General features: G+C 45.6%; 18 protein-coding genes and 3 tRNA genes. 18 read left to right on the plus strand and 3 right to left on the minus strand.

The features are described 5' to 3' along the window. Positions 1 to 59: 59 nt before the first annotated feature. The 3 genes from V2P20_RS16720 to V2P20_RS16730 form a co-directional block, all read right to left on the minus strand. Positions 60 to 1,883, minus strand: a complete 1,824-nt coding sequence (locus V2P20_RS16720; RefSeq protein WP_331820294.1) for a Na/Pi symporter — start codon at positions 1,881 to 1,883, stop codon at positions 60 to 62. A 137-nt stretch (positions 1,884 to 2,020) separates the two neighbouring features. After that, a complete protein-coding gene (locus tag V2P20_RS16725) occupies positions 2,021 to 2,845 on the minus strand; it encodes an MOSC N-terminal beta barrel domain-containing protein (RefSeq protein ID WP_331820296.1) in 825 nt (274 codons plus the stop codon). Between the two features lie 63 nt (positions 2,846 to 2,908). Then, a complete protein-coding gene (locus V2P20_RS16730) occupies positions 2,909 to 3,325 on the minus strand; it encodes a PilZ domain-containing protein (RefSeq protein ID WP_331820298.1) in 417 nt (138 codons plus the stop codon). Between the two features lie 189 nt (positions 3,326 to 3,514). Here V2P20_RS16730 and V2P20_RS16735 point away from each other — a divergent pair, with 189 nt between their 5' ends. The 18 genes from V2P20_RS16735 to V2P20_RS16820 all read left to right on the plus strand — a co-directional run bounded on the left by V2P20_RS16735 (position 3,515) and on the right by V2P20_RS16820 (position 18,861). Then, on the plus strand, positions 3,515 to 4,651 hold the full coding sequence (locus tag V2P20_RS16735) for an ABC transporter substrate-binding protein (protein ID WP_331820482.1): 1,137 nt from the start codon (positions 3,515 to 3,517) through the stop codon (positions 4,649 to 4,651). A 9-nt stretch (positions 4,652 to 4,660) separates the two neighbouring features. Continuing rightward, positions 4,661 to 5,623, plus strand: coding sequence for a PQQ-dependent catabolism-associated beta-propeller protein (locus V2P20_RS16740; RefSeq protein WP_331820300.1), 963 nt, complete (start codon positions 4,661 to 4,663; stop codon positions 5,621 to 5,623). After that, positions 5,620 to 6,360, plus strand: a complete 741-nt coding sequence (locus V2P20_RS16745; RefSeq protein WP_331820302.1) for an ABC transporter ATP-binding protein — start codon at positions 5,620 to 5,622, stop codon at positions 6,358 to 6,360. Before V2P20_RS16740 ends, V2P20_RS16745 begins: the two co-directional genes overlap by 4 nt. After that, on the plus strand, positions 6,357 to 7,160 hold the full coding sequence (locus V2P20_RS16750; RefSeq protein WP_194968866.1) for an ABC transporter permease: 804 nt from the start codon (positions 6,357 to 6,359) through the stop codon (positions 7,158 to 7,160). Before V2P20_RS16745 ends, V2P20_RS16750 begins: the two co-directional genes overlap by 4 nt. Before the next feature lie 88 nt (positions 7,161 to 7,248). After that, entirely contained in the window at positions 7,249 to 8,157 is a 909-nt protein-coding gene (gene cysK / locus V2P20_RS16755; RefSeq protein ID WP_331820304.1) for a cysteine synthase A, read from the plus strand. Between the two features lie 47 nt (positions 8,158 to 8,204). Further along, the gene (locus V2P20_RS16760; protein ID WP_331820306.1) at positions 8,205 to 9,782 is read left to right on the plus strand and encodes a hypothetical protein; all 1,578 of its coding nucleotides are present in this window, start codon (positions 8,205 to 8,207) and stop codon (positions 9,780 to 9,782) included. A 290-nt stretch (positions 9,783 to 10,072) separates the two neighbouring features. Further along, positions 10,073 to 10,597 (plus strand): hypothetical protein, encoded by a 525-nt coding sequence (locus V2P20_RS16765; RefSeq protein ID WP_331820308.1) that lies wholly within the window; start codon positions 10,073 to 10,075, stop codon positions 10,595 to 10,597. A gap of 59 nt (positions 10,598 to 10,656) precedes the next feature. Beyond that, positions 10,657 to 10,731 (plus strand) — tRNA-Gly (locus tag V2P20_RS16770). Positions 10,732 to 10,783: 52 nt separating this feature from the next. After that, positions 10,784 to 10,857 (plus strand) — tRNA-Cys (locus tag V2P20_RS16775). 17 nt (positions 10,858 to 10,874) lie between these two features. Further along, positions 10,875 to 10,949: transfer RNA gene (locus V2P20_RS16780), tRNA-Gly, on the plus strand. Between the two features lie 568 nt (positions 10,950 to 11,517). Further along, positions 11,518 to 12,918, plus strand: a complete 1,401-nt coding sequence (locus V2P20_RS16785) for a mannose-1-phosphate guanylyltransferase/mannose-6-phosphate isomerase (protein ID WP_331820310.1) — start codon at positions 11,518 to 11,520, stop codon at positions 12,916 to 12,918. A gap of 111 nt (positions 12,919 to 13,029) precedes the next feature. Next, positions 13,030 to 13,917 carry a UTP--glucose-1-phosphate uridylyltransferase GalU gene (galU, locus tag V2P20_RS16790; RefSeq protein ID WP_331820312.1) on the plus strand — a complete coding sequence of 296 codons (888 nt, stop codon included), beginning with the start codon at positions 13,030 to 13,032 and terminating at the stop codon, positions 13,915 to 13,917. Between the two features lie 409 nt (positions 13,918 to 14,326). Next, complete coding sequence (locus tag V2P20_RS16795; protein ID WP_331820314.1) at positions 14,327 to 15,253, plus strand: AAA family ATPase; 927 nt, start codon at positions 14,327 to 14,329, stop codon at positions 15,251 to 15,253. 150 nt (positions 15,254 to 15,403) lie between these two features. Next, positions 15,404 to 15,694 (plus strand): cupin domain-containing protein, encoded by a 291-nt coding sequence (locus V2P20_RS16800; protein ID WP_194968859.1) that lies wholly within the window; start codon positions 15,404 to 15,406, stop codon positions 15,692 to 15,694. A 393-nt stretch (positions 15,695 to 16,087) separates the two neighbouring features. Further along, a complete protein-coding gene (locus tag V2P20_RS16805) occupies positions 16,088 to 16,288 on the plus strand; it encodes a CsbD family protein (protein WP_194968858.1) in 201 nt (66 codons plus the stop codon). 645 nt (positions 16,289 to 16,933) lie between these two features. Further along, complete coding sequence (locus V2P20_RS16810; protein WP_331820316.1) at positions 16,934 to 17,401, plus strand: BON domain-containing protein; 468 nt, start codon at positions 16,934 to 16,936, stop codon at positions 17,399 to 17,401. A 1-nt stretch (position 17,402) separates the two neighbouring features. Further along, on the plus strand, positions 17,403 to 18,530 hold the full coding sequence (locus tag V2P20_RS16815; protein WP_331820318.1) for a DUF1207 domain-containing protein: 1,128 nt from the start codon (positions 17,403 to 17,405) through the stop codon (positions 18,528 to 18,530). A 181-nt stretch (positions 18,531 to 18,711) separates the two neighbouring features. Next, on the plus strand, positions 18,712 to 18,861 hold the full coding sequence (locus tag V2P20_RS16820) for a lmo0937 family membrane protein (RefSeq protein WP_194968855.1): 150 nt from the start codon (positions 18,712 to 18,714) through the stop codon (positions 18,859 to 18,861). Positions 18,862 to 18,894: the final 33 nt, after the last annotated feature.

Below are 18,894 nucleotides of genomic sequence, written 5' to 3' on the forward strand. Positions count from 1 at the left end.
CTTTATTCATGGCGGGTGGAAGCAAGAATTAAAAAAGTACTGTCGAGTATAATCCTAATCTACGGATTGTCTGTTATGGGCGCATCCACCGCTTGAACGACTTCCTTGATCTCGGCTTCATCCAGGGCTAATTGCTGTTCAATGTGAACAGCGTTGATATTGTCATTCACAAATAGCGTTTCGGCAGTTTTAATCAAATTTTTCTTGATGTTGTACATGTATGTGCTGTCGTTGATCAAAGACGAGCCGGTTTCAGGCGTGATTTTTCGCTCCCTGATTAGTGTGTCAATTGAGCGGTTCATTCGCATATCCTCGTCTTCAATCATCGCCTTTAAAACATCCAATGACAATAACGGCAATTCGTTCTCGGCAATTTCCCGCCTGAACTGTTCAATTTGCTGGATCAGCGACACTATCTGATAAGCGATTTTTTTATACTCGTCGATTGTGGCCTGATTTTTCGAGGTTCTGGAGCGGACCCAGTTTTTCTGTAAATGTTTGGTGTCTTTGATCGCTTCAACCAGCGTCCGGTTGGCATCGCGCAGCAAGGCGAGATTGGGCGATTGTTTCATTTCCCATGCGGAATTCGCTTGGCCGATAAAAGCAATGATGGCGCTGTAGATGCCTTTTATTCTTTTCTCATAGCCCGCGTCAATATCGTATTCGATAGGGTCGTTATTTTGTTTTATCAAGTGTTTGAGATCGGATTGGTCCGAAAGGCTGCGTTTGCGCAACCCAAACGCATGCAGAATGATATGGATGCCATGGTCATATAAATGGATGGTTTCCAGCCTGACCGATTCAGCGACGGTTTCAGGAAATCCGATGGCGGACGGATTTAAATATTTGGGCCTGAAAAGGTTGGGGCGTTTCTCTACGAATATTTTTTCCAGCAGCGCGACCAGATGGTTCACGAACGGCAGCATAACGGCAACGCCGACCAGATTGAACAGACTATGGAAAGTCGCCAGTTTCAGTGTGTTATCCGTGACAGCAATGCCTAGCGCGGCATCGATCCTGTCAACGGCAATGATAAATTCTCTGATGAAAATCAGGGCGATAATGCCGGTCAGCAGGTTGAACAGCAGATGCGCGCCGGCCAGTCGTTTACCCTGGACATTGGCGCTCAGGGAGCCGATGATGGCGGTAAAGGTCGTGCCGATATTGGAGCCGATGGCCAGCGCCAGTGCATTGTTATAAGTGATCTGATGCACGGACAGCGCCGTGATGATCAGCACCAGCGTGGCATGGCTGGATTGCATGATCATGGTGGCGATGATGCCTATTAATGTGTAAATCAACAGTCCCTTTAAGCCCGGCATGGCGTAATCCGCCAGCTTGATGGTATTTTCGAAATTTTCGAAACTTTCTTTCATAAAATGGATGCCGAGGAAAAGAAAGCCCAATCCGGTCAGGATGTAACCGATCCCTTTTAGCTGCTTGTCATTCTGAAAACTGCATAAAACGCCGAAAACCAGCATGGGCATGGCATAAGTGGAGATTTTGACTTTCAATCCCAATCCGGCAATCAGCCATGCGCCGGTAGTTGATCCGAGATTGGCGCCGAATATGATGCCAATACCTGCGGCTAAATCGAGCAAGCCGGCGCTTAAAAAGGAAATGGTGATAATCGAAACTAGGGTGCTTGACTGCATAAAAGACGTTGATACGATGCCAAAGCTGAGACTTTTCCAGATCGTATCCGTGGTTTTTTGCAGAATCCGCTCCAGCATGCCGCCGGTAAAGGCTTTAAAGCCTTGTTCCAGAGACAGCATGCCGAAGATAAAAATCGCGATGCCTGCGGCAATGCCTTTAAATTCATCGCTTAGCCAGAAACCATAAGACAGCAGCGGAACAACAACAAATAGAAGAGTTTTTGGCATGTTTCAATAAAATAGGGCAAAGGCTGAGGCTTACTTGGGGAGAGCCATGAAAAAACGGCATAGTTTAAAGGCGGGGGTGACTTTCGTCGCCTGTCGGCAATAAAAAAGGCGGCTTCAGCCGCCTTTATGAATTGCGATTAAATCGGTGGTTGGCTCGGCCCGGTCGATTTGACCTGGACAATATCGCCGACCGTCAGTACGCCGCACTGATCATGCAGGGCATTTTGCCCGAAGTAGACTTTATTTTGCCATTTTCTGACACGGTTAAGTGTTATCAGAGGTTCTTTGCCTGTTTGCGCAGTTTCGGGATCTATGGTGGGCACCGAGCAGCGCGAGCAGGGTTTGGGAAGCCTGAAATCAATAGCGCCAATGCGGATTTCGCGCCAGCTGTCTTCAGCATAAGCAGGGCAGCCGGCAATGACCAGATTGGGTCTGAAGCGGGTTATCGGAAAATCCAGTCCCATTTCACGATTTAATGAAGCCAGCGAATTTTCCGAGATAATCAGAAAAGGAAAGCCATCGGCAAACGAGACCTGGTCAGTGGTTTGGGCATAATTAGGGTCGACTCGACGGATCTCGTCGTCGGGCTGATAGACAAGCCGGCAATCGATGTTTAGAAAACGGCTCAGCCATTGATCGGCTTTTGGCGACACGCTGCGGGCATCACACTGATCGCGCCAGATGGTGCTGTCGATGATCTCGCCGCCTTCGGGCGTCAGCGGCAGTATCAGGTTTTCCATGCCGGGCGCGGACAGGACCAGGTCGTTTTCGGCCAGGGCCGTTTTAATCAAGGCCATTCGCGGCAGTTTGCGCTGACTCAGAAATTGCCGGTCTTTATCGATAAGCATCCATTTTCTGTCATGCAAAAGTCCGGTTTTGGTAACGGGCCAATGGCGCACACTGATGCCCGCCAATGATTTTACCGGGTAAATGTATATATCGCTTAATGTAAAGTGTGTCATTCGGATTAAGTTGTCTTGCATGATTAGTACAGGATGTTTACCAAAACTGTACAGAAATGGGATTCATTTGAATATTAATTCTTTCTGGGTTTCGAGCAAATAATCCCCGAGTTCGTCATTATAACGTTTGAATTTGATACCATACCGGATATTCGAAAGAGTGGGCTTGCGGACCACGATGCCTTCGATTTTAAAAGTTTTTCCGCTGTCGAACTTAAGTTCCAGCGTTATTTCGTCCCGGATATCGAGTTTTTTATGGCTGCGAATCAAGACGCCTTTGCTGCTGATGTCAATTAAATCGGCCGGCGTTTCGCGGCCAAAGCTGAACAGGCCGTTTTTACTGAAGGTGACTTTGATGTCTTTTCTTATGAAGCGAGTGGTAATGCGATTGTTGATGGCTTGATCTTCTGCTAGATCAAAGTCAAAAAATTCATCGGCAGCTTCTGCATCATCAAAGCTCATGGGTATGGTGATTACCATTGTTATCAGGATGATTCCAAGTATTGCCTGTAAATGGGTAAATTTCAATATAACGGTTTTGCGCGAACTTCAAATGAAAAGCAAAAAAGTCGGTGAATCCGTTAAAATTGATGATCTGTTCGTTTTTATTGCTAAGGAAATACCGTGTTGCGCAGCCAGTCACTTCGGATAGTTGTTAAATTTTTATTTATTATTCAATTGCTTACTGTCAGTCTGGTTTATGCGGAAGCTAAACAGACGGTTGATATCGCTTATTTGGCGCAGGAGCAGCAAGCGCCTCCGCCTCTGTCTAATTTAGATCCTTTTATCGAAAATAAGGGCGTTTTAGGGGCAGGGCTGGCGATTGATGACAACAATACGACAGGTCAATTTACCGGACAGAAATTTGTCCTGAAAAAATTCATCGTGCCGATTGGCGGCAATGTCGCTGAGGAGTTCAACAAAAATATTGCCGGCAAGTTTCAGTTCGTCGTGAGTACGCTGCCTGCCGAGCAGATAATCGGCATTGCCGATTTGCCTGCGGCTCAGCAGATGGTGTTGTTCGATGCGGCTACGCGCGACGATGCCTTGCGCAATGAGCAGTGCCGCAAAAACGTGCTGCACATGCTGCCCAGCAGAGCCATGCGGGCCGATGCATTAGCGCAATATATGATGAAAAAACGCTGGACCGAGTGGTTTCTGGTCATCGGCCCCAATCCCGAGGATCGCTTGTTTGCCGATGCCATCAGGCGGGCCGCCAAGCGTTTCGGCATGAAAATTGTGGAAGAAAAAGCTTGGGAGCACACTTACGATGCGAGGCGCACGGCGCAATCGGATGTGCCTGTATTTACCCAAGTGGATGACTATGATGTGCTGGTTGTCGCCGATGAGCAGGGGCTGTTCGGGGAATACCTCGATTATCGCACCTGGTATCCGCGGCCGGTGATTGGAACCCAAGGCTTGATTGCCACGGCATGGCACCGGACGCATGAGCAATGGGGCGCCGTGCAGATTCAAAATCGTTTCAAGGAACAGGCCGGGCGCTGGATGGAAGAGCAGGATTATGCCGCTTATCTGGCGGTCAGGGCCGTAGGCGAAGCGGCTACGCGGACGAAATCCAATGAATTGCAACCGGTTAAGGATTACCTGTTGAGTGAGCAGTTTGCGTTGCAAGGCTATAAAGGCAATCCTTTGTCTTTCCGCTCCTGGAACGGCCAATTAAGGCAGCCGATTCTGCTGGCGGCCCCGAGATCATTGGTCGCCGTAGCACCGATTGAAGGTTTTCTGCATCCGAAAACCGAACTCGACACTTTAGGGTATGATCAATCCGAATCAACATGTAAATGAGGAAGCTGCATGAAAAAAAATTATTTAGCACTGTTTTTGGCAATGGCATCGATGAGTTCAGTACAGGCGGAGACTGTTTTCGTCACGCTGGAAAAAGATAATGCCCTGGCAGTCGTCGATCCGGTGGAAGGCAAGTTAATCAAGACAGTGCCTGTCGGCCAGCGTCCGCGCGGCATCGCCATCAGTCCGGATAACAAGTACCTCTATGTTGCCACCAGCGATGACAATACCATCAGGATTGTTGATGCCGACACTTTGGCCGTAGTAGGCCAATTGCCGTCGGGTGAGGACCCTGAGACATTCGCACTGAACCCGGCCGGCGACCGGCTTTATGTCTCCAATGAAGATGACAGTAGGGTAACCGTCATCGATACCGCCAGCAAAAAGGCCGTCAAACAGATTCAGGTGGGCGTCGAGCCTGAAGGCATTACGGTCAGTCCTGATAACCGTTGGGTGATCAGTGCTTCAGAGACGACGAATATGCTCCATTGGATCGATACGAAAAGCATGGCGATTACCGACAATACCCTGGTTGATCCGCGCCCCCGCGCCGTCAACTTCACAGCCGACAGTCAGCAGTTATGGGCGACATCGGAGATGGCCGGCACTTTAACGATTCTGGACGCCAATACCAGACAAATCGTCAAAAACATCCACTTTGAAATACCTGGCGTCACTAGCGATAAAATTCAGCCGGTAGGCATCGTGATCGATAAGGATAGAAACAGAGGCTACGTGGCGTTAGGGCCTGCAAACCGTGTCGCGGTTGTCAATGCAAAGACGTTTGAAGTCGAAAGATATCTTCTGGTCGGTCAACGGGTCTGGAACCTGGCTTTTTCGCCTGACCAGAAAAGACTCTATACCACAAACGGTATCAGCAATGATATCTCCATTATCGATCTGGACAGCCAGAAAGTGACTAAATCGGTCGGCGTCGGGCTTTACCCTTGGGGAGTTGCAGTCAAGCCATGAGTGCGCCTACAGCATTATTAGTCAAGGACTTAAGCTTTTCCTATGGCAGCAAGAAAGCGCTGGATCAGGTGAGTTTTCAGATTCAGCAAGGCGAGTGCACGATTCTGTTGGGGCCGAACGGCGCCGGCAAGAGCACGCTGTTTTCATTGATTACGCGGCTTTATGACACTCGGATCGGGCGCATCGAACTATGCGGCTTCGATATCAAGCGGCAAACGCGCAAAGCCCTGGCAAGGCTGGGGGTGGTTTTCCAACAAACCACGCTGGACATGGATCTGACGGTGATGCAGAACTTGCGTTACCATGCCGCTTTGCACGGCATGGGCCGCAAGCTGGCCGCGCAGCGGATTCAGGAAGAACTGGAGCGCTTGAACATGTTCGAGCGTCGCTTTGAGCAGATACGAGAACTTAACGGTGGGCACAGACGGCGGGTCGAGATTGCTCGGGCGCTGCTGCATAAGCCGTCGCTGCTGTTATTGGACGAGCCTACCGTCGGTTTGGATGTGCCCAGCCGTCACGATATCGTGGAGTATGTGCACAGGCTTGCCGGCGAGGAACAGATGGCTGTTTTGTGGGCTAGCCATTTGATTGATGAAATTTATCCGGAGGATCGCTTGATCGTGCTGCATAAAGGCCGCATTAAAGCTCAGGGCACTGTTGATGAAGTCCAGGAAGTCACCCAATCCGCAACGATTAAAGAGGCTTTCTACACATTGACGCAGGGAGAGCAGGCATGAATATACTGCATTACTGGCGGGCAATGTGGGGCATCATCTGGCGCGAATTATGGCGTTTCGTCACGCAACGCGAGCGCTTTATTTCCGCTCTGGTCAGGCCTTTGGTCTGGCTGTTCGTATTTGCCGCCGGCTTTAGAGCGGCATTAGGGCTGGCTATCACGCCGCCTTATGAAACTTATATACTTTATGAAGTATATATCACGCCCGGCCTGATCGGCATGATTCAACTGTTCAATGGTATGCAGAGCTCATTGTCAATGGTATACGACCGGGAGATGGGCAGCATGCGGATACTGATGGTCTGCCCGCTGCCGCGAGGGTTTTTATTGCTCAGCAAATTATTGGCCGGCACGGCGGTATCCATCTTGCAGGTGTATGTGTTTTTAGCGATTGCCTGGTTTTATGAAATACAGGCTCCGTGGCAGGGGTATCTGTGGATATTGCCGACATTGATGTTGTCCGGACTGATGCTGGGCGCTCTGGGGTTATTGTTGTCTTCATTCATAAAACAACTGGAAAACTTTGCAGGCGTCATGAATTTCGTCATTTTTCCGCTGTTTTTCATGTCCACGGCGCTCTATCCTTTGTGGAAAATCAAGGAATCCAGTGAGCTGCTTTATAATCTTGCTAAATACAATCCGTTCTCGCAGGCGGTTGAGCTAACTCGATTCGCCTTGTACGAGCAGTTTAATCAGGAGGCTTTTGTTTACACATTGGTCGCATTCGTTATTTTTATGACAGCGGCGATCATTGGTTATAATCCATCAAAGGGTATGATGACGAGAAAGGGAGGCGGCTGACAGCCGATTCTCACGTCTAAACCGATTTGCTGGTTTGGTCTAAAATTATCTCAACGTCGGAATCAATAAATTTAATTAGGAGAAAGAAATGACTTACGCTCAGGATATTAGTGAATTGATTGGCAACACCAGTTTATTGAAATTGAGGCATATTGCAGAGGCTGATTCAGCTGATGTAGTGGTCAAACTCGAGTCCCGCAACCCCGGGGGCTCAGTCAAAGACAGGATCGGCCTCGCGATGATCAAAACAGCTGAGCAGGAAGGCAAGCTTAAGGCCGGCGGCACCATAGTCGAGCCGACATCAGGCAATACAGGCATTGCTCTGGCGATGGTTGCCGCAGTGCGCGGCTGTCGATGCATATTGACCATGCCGGAAACCATGTCGGTGGAAAGACGGCATTTGCTGGCGTTGTACGGTGCGGAAATTGTTCTGACTCCCGGGCCCGAAGGCATGAGGGGCGCTATTAATAAGGCAGAAGAAATCGTCGCCAATACGCCGGGCGCGTTTATGCCTCAACAGTTTGAGAATCCCGCCAATCCGGAAGTACACAGACAGACGACGGCAGAAGAAATATGGTCGGCCACTGATGGAAATATTGATGCGTTCGTGTGCGGCGTAGGCACGGGCGGAACGATTTCAGGGGTTGCCGATGTTATCAAAAAAAGAAAAGGCGATTTTCAGGTTATTGCCGTAGAGCCCGCAGAGTCTCCCGTTATATCCGGCGGCACCCATAGTCCTCATAAAATTCAGGGCATCGGCGCCGGCTTCGTTCCCAAGAACCTGAGCGTGGATTTATTGGATAGTATTGAATTGGTGAGCACGGATGAGGCATTCGCAATGCGCAAGCGATTAATTGAAGAAGAGGGCATTCTGGCAGGCATTTCATCAGGAGCCAGCGTCTGCGCTGCTTTAAGGGTGGCTAAAAAACTGGGGCCGGGAAAAACAGTTGTCACCATTATTCATGATACCGGAGAGCGTTATTTGAGCATGGGCTAAATGGTCTGGTCAGTTTTTACAGAGCGAAGTCAAAATCGGTGGAATATGTGAAGAATTCTTTCTTTCTGGTAATCCCAGCGCAACAGAATGAGCCTCAGCGCCTTAGAGAATTTTCAACCAGGGCATTGCAGCAGTGGATTACCGAATTGCCGACAGCTAATCCTGGTTTAGCTACGCGTCTGCTTTATGATTTTATTGTAGATTGCAATTCCATTGAGATGGATAGCCAGATGAGGCTGGACGCCCTGGAACTTGTAAGGCCTAGCTTGCTGGTTATTGAAGATTATCTTCGCTCAAGACTGACAAGAACCGGCTTTCCCAAAGAAGAAAACGACAAGAAAATTCTCGATGTATTGGTCGCGATTGAAAAGGAATTCACCATCGGTTATTGGATAGTGCTTAAAGAACTGACTCGGCGCAATGTGAGTTGGTTTCAGGGGAAAAATGCGGCGTTGGCGGTTCAGCGCTGTATTAGAGGATTAAGCAGTCTTGTTGTCAGTCATTTTCTTATGGGGATTTCCATTCCTGATTGGGTATGGATAGATCTCCATTCGCTTTATAAACTCAGCGTCGACATAAAAAAAGACAAGACCAAAATAGCCAATGGCATAAACCAGTCCGATAAAGCAAGTTCGCCCGAAGAATGTTATAAACAGATCCTGTTGCTCAGCCTTGCTGATCCAACAGGATTGGTACAAAAAGAGATCTTGTTGGTTTATAACTTCATAGAAACCATAGATTATTTAGTGAGTCTGAAAAATGAGGCCGTTGCCGGCCAGCAGATGCAATGCATTATTTCAACGGATGAAGATAAACCGCCGCATTATCAGGAGAGCATGGGTGTCAGGCATGACCCGGCCGCGCTATATGTGGATTTCACCAAGTTATTTAAGGCATTACAGAAAAAGAATAAGCTGATCAGCGCGACCGAGGCAAGATTCAGCTCAATGTATGTCTCGAAAAATAACAGTGCGAAGTTATCGCCAGAATTACTTGACTACCTTGGGCAAAGGTGGTCAGGAATTGATCTTCAGGGAACTCCTGTTTTCAGCGACAGATTAGACCGATATATCGCCATTGGTCTGGAAGCGTCTTTTGATCTGCAAAATTCATCGGAAACGAATGCCGAAAAAACGCTGGAGTTTTTGGCCCAGTCAAGCTCCGACCAATTATTATCTTGCGTATTTGAAAAAACAGGCGTTTTGTCCGTCGGGAGTCTGGTGAGCTTCAGAAAAACAAATATGCCGGAACATCAGCGCTCCCTGGGGATAGTCAACAAAATCATTGTAGCGAAACAAAACGGAAAGATAGATTTTGGCATGCAATTGATAGCACAGCAATCTATCTCCGTAACTTACAGGCAGTTGGACGCCTCGGTAAAAGATGAACTGCAAAAAGCCTTGTTTTATGCAGGAAATGAACACGAAAGTGAAATGACTTATATCATCACCGATACCAGCATGCTGGAAGGCGATATTATCCGTTTATTTATACAACAGGAAGAATTCCCTGTAGTCCTTAAAAACAGGAAAAATATCGGGTTAGGTTATTGGCAATTTGAATTCCAGCGCATAGCGGAAAAACAAACCCCGGCTCATACTAAAAAAGGCTACGATTTTATTTAAGCTGGCCAAAATAAAGGCACACATAGCGCTTGAAAAGTTTTTTCTTCATGGTAAGTTGATAAATTGATTCGGAAATTTGATAATGGACCTTCAATCTTGGAAATTGCTATGGTTGGGTGAAATGAAAGCTCTTGCCCTAATTGAATGTTGGTTGACTATTTCTTATTTATAGTTTAATGAATTAATATGGCAAATCTCGCTTTTGAATTATCTGAGCAAGCGGTTGATGATAGTTTGGGCAGGGTCTCAATAAATATAATAAATACAATTACATTTCGTGAGGATGAAAAATGAGTAACGAAGAAAATGTTAACAAAACAGAAGAAAGCGTTAACACAGTCGAAGAAAATGTTAACAAAAGCGAAAGCTCGGCAAAAGATGCGGCAGGAAACCTGATTTCTTCAATATTGAGTTTAAAAGAAAAAAATCCGAAAGTCTTTTTTGGGGCGATTGGAGGCATAGTAGTTCTTCTGATTATTATCATGGCGAGCGGCGGCGATTCCACAAGCACGGTTTCCGGACCGGCTGCCAAAAATATTGTAATAGGCCAGAAATATGTTCTGAATAGCCCCAATACCTATGATAAGTCATCGACAATCCGTTTAGTCGCCGTACCAGGCACTATAGCAGCGTATGATGATACAGAGGAAGATGACAGAAACGGCCTCTGCAAGCATATGCCTCAAGGTACTCCTGTAACCGTTACAGATCTGCAGGATTTTTCTGGCAAGAAAAACGCATTTGCCAAGGTTCAAATGCTGGAAGGCGAGTGTCAAGGTAAAGACGGCTGGGTCTTATCAATTAATCTTCAATAAATAGAAACAAATGTTGACATTATTAAGAAAGACTTTATAATGTACGAATAAATTGAAACGCGGGAATAGCTCAGTGGTAGAGCACAACCTTGCCAAGGTTGGGGTCGCGAGTTCGAATCTCGTTTCCCGCTCCAATGTGTTTATAAAAAGCCGCGAATGTACGCGGCTTTTTTATTTTGCCTTTAAGGCTGCGTAGCAAAGTGGTTATGCAGTGGCCTGCAAAGCCATCAACAGCGGTTCGATTCCGCTCGCAGCCTCCACTTATACAATTTGAAATGCGGGAATAGCTCAGTGGTAGAGCACAACCTTGCCAAGGTTGGGGTCGCGAGTTCGAATCTCGTTTCCCGCTCCAATGTTTTATAAAAAGCCGCGAATGTATGCGGCTTTTTTATTTCATCAATTTCCTGTTTTATTGTTCCATGCAGAATAAAACTTCTGCCCCACCATCCAGCTTCTTTATCATTTGAAGCCCAATCATAACAATTCAATTAGCAAACCATTAAATCAAGAGCGATTTGGCAAAAGCTTCATGCTAAACGCTGGTTCATGTTGAGCGCGTTGTACGGCGAAAATTGTTCAAATTCAAAAAACGTACTGCATAATCTTCATTCGCTTTATTGTGCGGCTTACATCGATATAAACCGTACGATGCCGGTGGTTCAAGGTTTTAATCAAGTTTCGCTGAGTTGGACTCTATGCGAGACCAGTCTCAGAATAACTTCAACCAATTGCGGCTGATCAGTAGCAGTCATACCGCGTCAATAACTTTGCCAGGCAGAAGTTGCTTATCCTGAAAATTATTCTAAATTGATCTGATATTCAACGGTTGATTGAAAACAATTTTGTCTTAATAAAGAAGTGTTAGAATCATTATAGTTAGGACTTATAACTTTTAACAAAGCAAAGGAAGAGAAAAAGATATGATTCCCGTTATCTTATCCGGCGGTTCCGGCACAAGACTTTGGCCATTATCTCGAGGGCAGTTTCCTAAACAATTTCTGCCGTTGATTTCTAATCATACTATGTTGCAGGAAACAGTGCTTAGACTCAATGGCGTCGAAGGAATGAAAGCCCCGATCGCTATTTGCAATGAAGATCATCGCTTCATGATGGCCGAGCAATTATGGGAAATTGGCATCAAGCCGTCCGCAATAATCCTGGAGCCTATGGGCAAAAATACCGCGCCGGCTGTTGCTATTGCGGCCCTGACAGCGGAATCTGAAGATGATGTTTTGTTAGTGTTGCCTGCGGACCATGTCATATCGGACTTGGAAGTCTTTCATCATGCTATTGCACAAGCAAAGGTCCTGGCAGAGCAGGGGAAATTGGTTACGTTCGGTATCGTACCTACGGAGCCCGAAACCGGATATGGCTATATCAAACGGAATACGCTACAGCAGGGAGGAGCATTCAATGTTGCGGCTTTCGTTGAAAAACCGGATTTAGACACGGCAAAGTATTATTTAGAAAGCGGAGATTACTTCTGGAACAGCGGAATGTTTGCCTTCAAAGCGGGTGTTTTTTTACAAGAGCTCAATAAATTCAACCCCGATATGTTAATGGCTTGCAAGCGTGCACTTGAAGCCGCTAAGGTAGATTTGGATTTTATCCGCTTGGATAAAACGCTCTTTTCCGCGTGCCCGGCGGATTCCATTGATTATGCGGTGATGGAAAAAACTGATAAAGCTGTAGTGATTCCGCTGGACGCAGGATGGAATGATGTGGGGTCGTGGTCGGCATTATGGGATGTGGCCGATAAAGATCAGTTTGGCAATGCCATCAGCGGCGATGTACTGGCGGTTGACAGCGAAAATTCCTTTGTACACGCTGAGAATAAACTGGTGGCCATTATCGGAGTTCGCGACCTGGTTATTGTAGAAACTGCTGATGCATTGATGGTTGCGCCAAAAGACAGAGTGCAAGAAGTAAAAGATGTAGTCGCACAGCTAAAACAACATAAGCGCAGTGAAGCGGAATTGCATCGTAAAGTTTATAGGCCCTGGGGCCATTACGATTCCGTGGATAGCGGCGAGCGTTATCAAACGAAACGTATTGTAGTCAAGCCTGGAGCCAGATTATCTTTACAGAAGCATCATCATCGCGCCGAACACTGGGTTGTGGTAAAAGGCACGGCTTTAGTAACCAGGGATGATGAAACAATCTTACTCTCCGAAAATCAGTCCACTTATATTCCTTTGGGGACGGTACATTGCCTTGAAAACCCCGGCATCATTCCGCTGGAAATGGTTGAAGTTCAATCGGGCAGTTATCTGGGCGAGGACGATATTGTACGCTTTGAAGATTCCTATGGGCGTAATTAACATTCTATATTTACAACACCATGTTGTCGCGTAAGATTGTAGGGTTCAATAAATTTGCAATGCCACAACTGAAATTATCGATTTGTTATACTAAATTGAAGGAAAAAATTGATGAATAAAAAGATTACTAAAGCGGTTTTCCCTGTTGCAGGGTTAGGTACGCGTTTTTTACCGGCAACCAAGGCCAGCCCGAAAGAGATGCTGCCGATCGTTGATAAACCGCTGATTCAATATGCTGTAGAAGAAGCTGTCGCAGCTGGCATTGATACCATGATTTTTGTTACCGGCCGTAACAAAAGAGCTATACCGGATCATTTCGATAAAGCTTACGAACTTGAGAAAGAGCTTGAAGCGAAAGGTAAATTTGAAACGCTGAATATGATTCGAGACATTTTACCGTCACATGTTTCATGCGTTTTTATTCGTCAATCTGAAGCGCTGGGCCTAGGTCATGCCGTATATTGCGCCAGAGCTGTGGTCGGCAATGAGCCTTTTGCCGTTATATTGGCGGATGACCTGATTGAAGATGCGGGCAGAGGCTGCATGGCGCAGATGGTGCGCCTCTATGAACAAAAACATACTTCTATTCTCGGCGTCGAGAGAGTGGATCCCTCCGAGACCGGCAGTTACGGTATTGTGAAAACCCGGGAATCATCAGGTACATCAGCCCCTGTTGAACTTATCGTTGAAAAGCCTAAACCCGAGGAAGCACCATCAAATTTGGCGGTTGTAGGCCGTTATATTTTGACTCCAGCCATTTTTGACAAAATTAAAAAAACAGGCAGAGGCGCAGGAGGTGAAATTCAGTTAACCGATGCGATTGCCGACTTATTGGCCGACGAGCAAGTATTGGCCTATGAATTTGAAGGAAAACGCTACGATTGCGGTTCTAAACTGGGATTTTTAATCGCTACAGTAGAACATGGTTTACTGCATAAAGAGCTAAAAGATGACTTCTTGGCTTACCTGAGAAATTTGACTAAAACGCATAAAATTTAAATCAATTTCTCTTAGTTATAGATAGCAGTAGAGTCCTGGATAATTTATTATCCATTCCTTAGTATAAAGCAAAAAAGGCCACATTAACGGTGGCCTTTTTAGTGACAATTTTTGCATAAATCATAAGTCTTACACACCGTAATATGATGTTATAGCGAGCTCGGAAATTTTAATCCAAGAGAATTATTTTAATTACTAGAGATGTGTTATAAAAAAGCAAAGAAAGCCATGTATAAAGTGTATTTTATTCCTTGATTTAGAACTGCTTGAGCTTGGCAGGATTTTTTAATGTCTAGCCTTTACTTTATAAAACCAGCTTATTCAATAAGCGCAGAGTAACAAGATCATCTGAGCCACGCTTTCGTAAGGTCTTCCTGATAAGCTCCTACTAACGAACTTATTACGTAATATGTATAAAAAATTCTTTGGACTCAAAAAAAAACCATTCGCTCTTCTACCTGATCCAGGATTCCTGTATTTGAGCTCTAAGCATAAAAAAGCGTTGACTACGCTCCATTACGGGTTAGTGAGTCAGGCTGGTATCACCGTGATTACCGGCGAGATAGGTTCAGGCAAAACAACATTGATCAGATGCATGTTAGGCAAAATTAAGGATCAATGTGCTGTAGGGCTGATCACTAACACACACAGCAGCTTTGGCGATCTGCTTACATGGGTATTGGCCTCATTTAATATCCAGCATGATGCTAAGAATAAATCCGATCGCTATCAAATCTTTGTTAAATTTATAGCCGAGCAAAATAAAAAAAAACGGCGCGTCGTCCTGATTGTTGATGAAGCTCAAAATATGGACATTGAAACCCTGGAAGAACTAAGGTTGCTGTCTAACATCAATTTAAGCAATAACGTGATGTTGCAACTCGTACTGGTAGGGCAGCCGGAGCTGATCGATAAACTCAATTTGCCTGAACTTGCTCAATTCGCACAGCGCGTTTCCATCGAATACCATTTAAAGCCCCTTAATTATGACGAAACAAAAAATTACATAGCGCATCGTATTGAGGCTGCCGGTGGAAGCGCGTCGGTGTTTAATGAATCAGCTTGTGCAGCTGTATTTTATTATACGGAAGGCGTACCTCGGCTAATCAACAATATTTGTGATTTAGCAATGGTTTTTGCTTTTGCTACCGATACGCATGAAATTGGCTGGAAAACCATTCTGGAAGTAGTGAATGAGAGAAAAACAAGCGGCATTCATCAATTCACAGAAACAGTTTCGCCTGATTTGGGTTTGAGCGAGCGCATAGCCGAAGCGGAAAAATTTCACAGAGCGGTTTTGGAAAAAACGGGTTTTGATATCTCGACATGCTTATAAACGATGTGACCTAAGCATTTTTAAGAATGTAAAATTTGCGAAAATTGTTAATCAGTCAATAGCAAGACAAACTGATTAAAAAGGTCCAAGCAATAATATATGAAATGTTAAAATGATTATTTTCAATAAGTGTAATTTTTTAGGAAGAATATGAGCAAAATCACCATCGAACACAATCCCAGCGAAGAGCGATTAAAACAGTTGGGAGTTTCTAATTGGGAAATCTGGGAAAAAGAAATTTCAAAATTCCCAATAAATTTTGATGAGACTGAATGTGCCTATATCTTGGAAGGCGAAATTTTAGTAACTCCAGCAGAAGGCGAACCAGTACGGATTCTGCCTGGTGATCTGGTGTCGTTCCACGCCGGATTGGATAGCCAATGGGAAGTAGTCAAGCCATTGCGCAAGCATTATAGCTACGACTATCCTAATGGCATTTAGACGGCGAATGAAGCTTTTCGAAGCCTATTTCATTTGCAGACAAAGCCGTTTGGAATCAAACTGAAGGCTGAATTAGTCTGATAGATACTGCTAATAAATCAGTATCTATCAGGTTAATTCTTAACTAATACATGTAATTCATAGAATTGGAAATTTTTTAATCTATGAATACCTAAATAACAGACCGGCTTCGCCTTCACCTTTGCATACTTATAAGCTTCAAGGTCATATTAAGGACAGAATGCTTATGTGTGTCACCGCACAGACCATCTGGGTTTACTTGACTATATTTTAGCCTTAAACGTAAGGCGAAATGCACATTTGTTCGCCGCTAAGCTGAGTTTCCTGTGTTATAGGAAATTTGTTCTTTCACAAACAATGAGGAGAATAGAAATGGCTTGGGACCAAATAGAAGGTAATTGGAAACAATTGAAAGGTAAAGTAAAAGAAGCCTGGGGCGATTTGACCGATGACGAAATCGATCAAATTGCAGGCAAACGTGACGTGTTGCTGGGCAAAATCCAGGAACGCTATGGCATTCAAAAAGACGAAGCCGAACGAAGGCTTCGGGATTTTGAAGATAGAATCCATTAATCACATAGATTCTTGGAAAGAAAGGGGATGGTTTTCTGATGTATTACACATTTTGATTGCAATGCCAAGACATGGACGGACGGCATTGCATCAAAGCATCCCCTTTACTAAGGACATCATAATTGAATCTTTGGCTGAAGCCCAGCCATGAATGGATAAGTTTGAGCATATAGCTTCAGGAGCATGAGCAGGCCAATAGATATAACCCCTATTGGAACTTTAATCTTCTGATGTGAAAGATAAATGTAATTCTGACTTGGCTGTTCGTATCGCCGTATATGGAATTACCCTCTAAATGTTAATATCGGACTGATGCTGATTATTTTGAGCCATAGGATGGCTGATATTCGTCGGCGATAGAGTTTGAGTTCTAGAATCAACACTGACTTAAGCAGTAACTTAAAGGCCAGGAATGGCTGCAATTTCTTAAAGTGTAATCTCCGCCCGACATATGCCGGCCGCAGGATTGTAAATCACGTCGGTAAAATCGGATTGATGCCGGTCATTTTTAAGATTCTGATCTTTATGAACAGGACTTAGTCATGAATAGGAACTTGGGAATTAGGAGTGACCTTGACCAATTGGCAATCATTAAGTTGCAAATAGCCAAGACTTTTAACAACCACTTGATTTAAGGAATATCCCATGAAGATAAAAAACGATCAACCAGTGATTTTTTCAAATAACCTGTTTGTAACTCTCTTGTTAGCTGCAGTAGTCGGCCTGACCGGCTGCAAACAGGAAGGGCCGGCCGAAGAGGCAGGCAAAAAAGTCGATGAAGCTACTGAAAGAACGCAGGAGAGACTCGAAGAGGGCACTGAGCAGAGACAGGAAAGCATGGAAAAGCGGGATGAGGCGATGGGACAAAAATCCGGCTCTGTCGAAGAATATCTGGACGATTCCGCTATAACCGCCAAAATTAAAGGGGAAATGGTAGCCGATCCCTTGTTGAGTGCAACTAAGATTGATGTAGTGACCGATAAAGGCGTCGTCAAGCTGAGCGGTGTCCTTAACTCCCAGCAAAGCGCAGACAGAGCTTTAGAGATAGCCCGCGGCGTTAAGGGAGTGAAATCGGTAGAGAGCAATCTGGTCGTTAGTCCTGTAGCGAAATAAGATGAGTTACGTGCGTTACTACTTAGTAATGGCCATCATTTTTTTTCTGTGTCTTCCCGGCGTCAAAGCGGCGCCGGTAGAAGATGCTTATATCGCCGGATATGCTGCCAGTATACTTCAGCGCGAGTTCAAGCTCGCTAATCCGGAATTGAACGTAAGAAACGGCGTTATTAAGGTTCGCACCGATGACTTAATGGGAACAGATCGTGCCAAGGTCATGGACGCATTGTCGAGCATTCCGGGCGTTGCCGGCGTTGAGACGGTGGCAAGTGAAAACCAGTTGGCATCAGCGCCGTCACCATGGGTTCGTGAAACTGCTCAACCGAGCGGGCAATTGGCACTGCAGGCCGGATTTTTGCCGGAAGGGCATTTGTTCAAGCGTTTACTGGCCGATCCGCGTTGGCCTCATTTTTCTGCCGCTTATCATTATACCAGTGCCACTGGCGATTTTGAGAATGCCGACAATATAGCAACAGTCAGCTTTGGCGAAACCATACCGTTTTACCGTGGAAACTTAGGTTCTGGGCGACGATTTGCAGGGCAATGGGAGGCGGGGCTTCAGGCCGGCGTATTCAGTGATTTCAATCTCGACGCTCCTTCAACGGATTTAATCAATACCGATTTTTTTGGAGCGGTGTATTCGAGCATACGCATCGGTGACTTTTCGGCTTTCGGCCGGCTCTTCCATCAAAGCTCTCATGTCGGCGACGAGTTCCTACTGAGAACTCAATTGCAGCGTATAAACTTGAGTTTCGAAGGGATAGATTTAAAGCTCTCTTATGAATTTCCTTACGGGATTCGATTGTATGGCGGCGGCGGTGGCCTGTTCCATACGGATCCTGCATCGCTCAAACCTTGGTCGGTGCAATACGGGATTGAGTACAGAAGTCCATGGCATCTGGATTTCGGCGCCATGCGGCCAATCGCAGCAGTGGATCTCAAAAACTACGAAGAGAATGACTGGCAAACTGACGTGTCGGCGCGCGCCGGCGTCCAATTCGAAAACCTGGACGTGATGGGGCGGCATTTTCAGATTCTTCTGGAATATTTTAACGGCCACTCCCCAAGCGGCCAGTTCTATGTCAATAAAATGGAATATGTAGGTCTCGGCGCTCATTTCCATTTTTGACAGGCAAGCGTTTGAAATGAAGTGCTCGAGGCAAGATATTTTTATCCTGACGCCTTTTCGGTCAAGGATAGAAATTTACAGCAATATTTTTAACCCTCTTTGGCTGACTTTCGCGGCAGCCATTTTGCCCGTTTGAGTTAAAAACGTCATCCATTGATGGCTTTTTAGAGGAGAAGTAGAAATGCTTGAAACTATAGCGGTCGTCCTGATTATTCTTTGGTTGCTTGGCTTGGTTTCCTCATACACGCTGGGCGGTTTTATTCATCTTCTTTTGGTTCTCGCGTTGATAGTGATCGTGATACGCGTTATTCAAGGTCGAAGGCCGATTTAAGCCTTTCAATGTTTTTTGGATTGGGCGCGTAAG

The sequence above is a fragment of the Methylobacter sp. Wu1 genome, from assembly GCF_036553575.1.
Taxonomy (GTDB): Bacteria; Pseudomonadota; Gammaproteobacteria; order Methylococcales; family Methylomonadaceae; genus Methylobacter.

Excerpts from the sequence above, each read along its gene's own strand:
- V2P20_RS16785 (WP_331820310.1), top strand. The coding sequence starts at position 11,518 with ATGATTCCCGTTATCTTATCCGGCGGTTCCGGCACAAGACTTTGGCCA.
- V2P20_RS16745 (WP_331820302.1), top strand. The coding sequence starts at position 5,620 with ATGAGTGCGCCTACAGCATTATTAGTCAAGGACTTAAGCTTTTCCTAT.
- galU (WP_331820312.1), top strand. The coding sequence starts at position 13,030 with ATGAATAAAAAGATTACTAAAGCGGTTTTCCCTGTTGCAGGGTTAGGT.
- V2P20_RS16810 (WP_331820316.1), top strand. The coding sequence starts at position 16,934 with ATGAAGATAAAAAACGATCAACCAGTGATTTTTTCAAATAACCTGTTT.
- V2P20_RS16800 (WP_194968859.1), top strand. The coding sequence starts at position 15,404 with ATGAGCAAAATCACCATCGAACACAATCCCAGCGAAGAGCGATTAAAA.
- V2P20_RS16805 (WP_194968858.1), top strand. The coding sequence starts at position 16,088 with ATGGCTTGGGACCAAATAGAAGGTAATTGGAAACAATTGAAAGGTAAA.
- V2P20_RS16730 (WP_331820298.1), bottom strand. The coding sequence starts at position 3,325 with ATGGTAATCACCATACCCATGAGCTTTGATGATGCAGAAGCTGCCGAT.
- V2P20_RS16795 (WP_331820314.1), top strand. The coding sequence starts at position 14,327 with ATGTATAAAAAATTCTTTGGACTCAAAAAAAAACCATTCGCTCTTCTA.
- V2P20_RS16750 (WP_194968866.1), top strand. The coding sequence starts at position 6,357 with ATGAATATACTGCATTACTGGCGGGCAATGTGGGGCATCATCTGGCGC.
- V2P20_RS16740 (WP_331820300.1), top strand. The coding sequence starts at position 4,661 with ATGAAAAAAAATTATTTAGCACTGTTTTTGGCAATGGCATCGATGAGT.
- cysK (WP_331820304.1), top strand. The coding sequence starts at position 7,249 with ATGACTTACGCTCAGGATATTAGTGAATTGATTGGCAACACCAGTTTA.
- V2P20_RS16725 (WP_331820296.1), bottom strand. The coding sequence starts at position 2,845 with ATGACACACTTTACATTAAGCGATATATACATTTACCCGGTAAAATCA.
- V2P20_RS16815 (WP_331820318.1), top strand. The coding sequence starts at position 17,403 with ATGAGTTACGTGCGTTACTACTTAGTAATGGCCATCATTTTTTTTCTG.
- V2P20_RS16820 (WP_194968855.1), top strand. The coding sequence starts at position 18,712 with ATGCTTGAAACTATAGCGGTCGTCCTGATTATTCTTTGGTTGCTTGGC.
- V2P20_RS16765 (WP_331820308.1), top strand. The coding sequence starts at position 10,073 with ATGAGTAACGAAGAAAATGTTAACAAAACAGAAGAAAGCGTTAACACA.
- V2P20_RS16720 (WP_331820294.1), bottom strand. The coding sequence starts at position 1,883 with ATGCCAAAAACTCTTCTATTTGTTGTTGTTCCGCTGCTGTCTTATGGT.